General features: G+C 55.2%; 4 protein-coding genes. 3 read left to right on the top strand and 1 reads right to left on the bottom strand.

Annotation, left to right across the window (positions count from 1 at the left end):
* The first annotated feature begins 72 nt into the window (after positions 1–72).
* Positions 73–804, top strand: a complete 732-nt coding sequence (locus A8O25_RS22075; RefSeq protein ID WP_066839794.1) for a methyltransferase domain-containing protein — start codon at positions 73–75, stop codon at positions 802–804.
* A gap of 156 nt (positions 805–960) precedes the next feature.
* On the top strand, positions 961–1179 hold the full coding sequence (locus A8O25_RS22070; RefSeq protein WP_066839791.1) for a hypothetical protein: 219 nt from the start codon (positions 961–963) through the stop codon (positions 1177–1179).
* Positions 1180–1417: 238 nt separating this feature from the next.
* Here the strand turns inward: A8O25_RS22070 and A8O25_RS22065 are convergent, their stop codons facing one another.
* Positions 1418–2320 carry a histone deacetylase family protein gene (locus A8O25_RS22065; protein ID WP_066839789.1) on the bottom strand — a complete coding sequence of 301 codons (903 nt, stop codon included), beginning with the start codon at positions 2318–2320 and terminating at the stop codon, positions 1418–1420.
* A 168-nt stretch (positions 2321–2488) separates the two neighbouring features.
* Here A8O25_RS22065 and A8O25_RS22060 point away from each other — a divergent pair, with 168 nt between their 5' ends.
* Entirely contained in the window at positions 2489–3130 is a 642-nt protein-coding gene (locus A8O25_RS22060) for a porin family protein (protein WP_066839787.1), read from the top strand.
* Positions 3131–3916: the final 786 nt, after the last annotated feature.

The following is a 3916-nucleotide window of genomic DNA, read 5'->3' as shown; positions in this document are numbered from 1 at the left end:
AGAACGAGCCCATTCTCAGTTTTGCCTTCGGCCCCGGCCTTACCTTAGAATCTATGTTACTCACCGTGCACCATGTTTAGGGAGCGTTCTACCCAGCCAGAACTCATGGATGACCTCACGCTGGCCAGTGATGACCTGCGCCAGAACCTCAGGGAGCTGGAGATCATCAACCAGTGGCTGGGCGGGCATGAGGTGGTGCGCAACGGCTTAGATGAGATTCTGGCGCACCCTTTTCTGGCCTCTTTTCCTGAAAACAGCCTGAAAGTAGCTGACCTGGGCAGCGGCGGCGGTGACACCCTCAGAATGGTGGCGCGCTGGGCCCGCCAGCGCAGACAGCCGGTGGAGCTGGTGGGCATAGACGCCAACCCTTTCATGCTCAGCTACAGCGCCAACCTCAGCCAGGAGTATGGGGAGATCAGTTACCGGCAAGCCGATGTTTTCTCAGAGGGCTTCGCGCGGGAACAGTTTGACGTAATCATCTGCAGCCTGTTCCTGCACCACTTCACAGATGCCGCGCTGGCCACGCTGCTGGCGCAGCTGCGCCGGCAGGTACGGGTAGCCGTGCTCATCAATGACCTTCACCGCCACCCGCTGGCGTATTACTCCATCAAAGCGCTCACCCAACTTTTTTCCCGCTCCTATCTGGTGAAGAATGATGCGCCGCTCTCTGTGCGGCGGGCGTTTACCAAGGCAGACTGGCAGCGCATTCTGGCCCAGGCGGGCATTCAGCAGTACCGGCTGCGCTGGAGATGGGCGTTCAGGTGGCAGCTTGTTTTGAGCCCCATTTCAGAAAAACAGGGCTAAAACAGAAAAACTTTCGTATCTTCATCAAGGAGAAGATGGCGCAGCAGAATTTATCCTGCCCCTCCAACGTTCTCTTTGTGAAGCAATTGCTCCTACTGAACCTCTTCTCCGTTCCAGAGAGGCAGGGTGAAAAGATGTTCCACCAATTTTACCAACATGGGCCGAAGTTCCTCCAAAAGCTCCCTCCAGTTCTGGCTTCTCCTGATAGCCTCCATCCTTCTCTCCGCCATGGTCATCAGCCTGTTCCTGAAGATTGTGAAAGTAATGATCTACCTGCTGCTGGTGCTCCTGCTGGTGCCCGTAGTGTACCTTACCCTCAAGCGCACCTTCAGCAACTTCCAGAGCCCCCGCACCAAACTCAAGACCAGAGATTAGCATTGTCACCTGTTTTGAGTCTTGCGTTTCTCCTGAAAGAAGGGTGTACAGGATGAAAGCGTCTGCCTGTGCCGCCGTTTTAGGGCTATTTTTCTGAAAACAGCCCTAAAACAGGGAGCTAGCTCCCCTTCCCGCACACGCTCACGCCTGCTCCATGTATCAAACAGGAAGCTCTAACCAGCTTTACGGCAGCAGGCAGCAGGAACTCCCTCATGGTACCCAATAACTGAAAGATACCCTAAAAGAATATCTGCTGCGCCAGCCTGAACGTGTTGGCGTGGGCCTCTACAATATCAGCAATGCGGGTGGAGTAACCGCCGCCCATGCTGGCGCAGACCGGAACCCTGTTCTGGTGGCACAGCTCCAGCACCAGCCGGTCACGCTCTTTGCAACCGGCGTGGGTGAGGCCCAGCTTGCCCAGTTTATCTGTTGCAAGCACATCTACCCCGCTCTGGAAAAACACAAAGTCTGGCTCTACCTGCTCCAACAGCCTAGGCAGGTGGTACCGGAGCAGCTGCAGGTAACCCGCATCCTCAATCCCGTCAGGCAAGGGCACATCCAGGTCAGAGGTTTCTTTGTGCAGCGGGTAGTTGTTGCCCCCGTGCATGCTGAAGGTGAACACCCGCGGCTCGTGCTCAAAGATCTGCGCGGTGCCGTTGCCCTGGTGCACGTCTAAGTCAACCACCAGCACCTGCTGCGCCTTCTGTTCATCCAGCAGATACTGCGCCGCCAAACCAATATCATTGAGCAGGCAGAACCCTTCGCCCCGGTCAGTGAAGGCGTGGTGGGTGCCGCCCGCTATGTTCATGGCTACGCCGAACTCCAGCGCAAACAATGCCGCCTCTACGGTACCGCCCATGATGCGCACTTCCCGGTCTACCAGTTCCGCTGACAGCGGAAACCCGGTTTTCCTGATTTCAGATGGAGTTAACTCCAGATGCCTCAGCCGTTGCCAGTACCGCGCGTCATGCACCCGCAGAATGCGCTCCTCTGGGAGGGGCTGCGGCTGGAAGAAGTTCTCCTGTGAAACAGTGCCTTCATACAGCAGCTGCTCCGGCAGCAGTTCATATTTGAGCATTGGGAAGCGGTGCCCTTGGGGCAACGGGTGGGCGTATTCTGCTGACCAGGCAATTTTGAGCATGGGTATGGTTAGAATAAGAGAAGTTACCGCCCAGGTCTTGCCGCCAGCCTACGCCCACGTTTACAAACCAGATGCCGCCGCAACATTCTGCCTAAGAGAAAGTATAATGAGAAACCTGATTCCATAACCGGGAAAAAGGGCTTTTGATTACCAAAAATACCACTTGCTATGAAAAAACTGTTTTTACTTTCTATATGCGCCCTTCTGTTCAACGCAGCACAGGCGCAGGAGCGCGTTTTAAACCGCGGCGTGATCAACCACAGCGAAGGCGAATTTGCCCCTACCCGTACCAACAGCGGCTTCGGGGTGAAAGGCGGGGTCCTGTTTACCAACCTGCGGGGCGACGGCACCGATGACATGCCCGGCCTCAAGTCTGCCACCAACTGGCACGCCGGTTTCTACTCCCAGTTCAGCCTGGGCAGTTTCTTTTCCATTCAGCCAGAGGCCCTGTACTCCCGCAAAGAAACTAAGACGGACGGCGGCAGCATGCGCTTTGATTACATTGAAGTGCCCGTGTTGGCGGTCTTGAATTTCACAGACAACGTGAGTTTTCATGTAGGCCCTCAGGTAGGCGTACTCATGGCCGTCAAACAAGATGACAAGGAAATTGACAAGTCCAGCTTCAACAGCTTTGATTATGGTGCCGCAGCCGGCCTGGAGGCCAGATTAAGCTTTCTTAGACTGGGCGCCCGCTATTACCTGAGCCTGGCAGACATTGGAGAGTTTGACAACACCGCCGCAGCGGGCAATCGCGCCCTCAACGATATCAAAGCTGGCAACTTTCAGATCTACGTTGGCGTAGGCTTTTAAAAGATTTAGATAAAGGGTTTAGGGAAAAGGATGCTCCTCTTAGGGGCATCCTTTTTTTATACCGGCAAGTGCCCGCATTAGCAGCGGCAGAAGTGGTAAGGCAGCGCACCCTGCATATGCCGGAAGCAGGCTATGCAGGATTGGCATGATTCACAGGATGTGGTCTATTTAGGCAGTTGGCACAGAAACGCTCGCAGTTCCTGCAGCCGCTACGGGGTCTGATGATTTGCTGATTGTCTGTTAGTTGTTTGTGTTAGTTTATAGAACGCGCACGAGGCTCTTGTCTCTTGCTATGGGATGGGGCGAGTCTCCAGATTAGCCAGGGTCTGTAAGGTGTTTGCCATGCGTAGAACCCACCCCTCCCCCTCCCGGGAGGGAGTATCTGCAAGGCGTAGGGCAAATGACGGGTGGCCGTACCTCTGCCATGCGTGGATCTGCACGTGTAAACATCCCCCTTCGCCCCCTTCAAAGGGGGAGTGTCAAAGTGAGTCCTGAGTTCTGAGTCTTGAGTCCTTCCTTTTTTCCTTAGCCAATTCAGCACGAATGAAGCAGCAATATCTGGTTTCGCTGCCGCGCCGCGAGGGCAGGCAGAGACCGCCCGTCATCAGTAGGCACGACTCCGGAGATTCACGCCAGCGCGGGAGTATCAGCTGGAGTTAGAAGGCACGGAAGTAACTTCCGCGCCATAGAGGGAGCTATAGAGGGCAGAGGTAATGTGAGGCTGCCGCCTCATGGAAGCTGAAAGCTTCCGCCATTATAGGTCCAAGTTGGAAACTTGAACCAGAG

It is taken from the genome of Rufibacter ruber, from assembly GCF_001647275.1.
Taxonomy (GTDB): Bacteria; Bacteroidota; Bacteroidia; order Cytophagales; family Hymenobacteraceae; genus Nibribacter; species Nibribacter ruber_C.
Note: the sequence above shows the minus strand (reverse complement) of the source record. Positions and strands in the feature narration are given on the sequence as shown.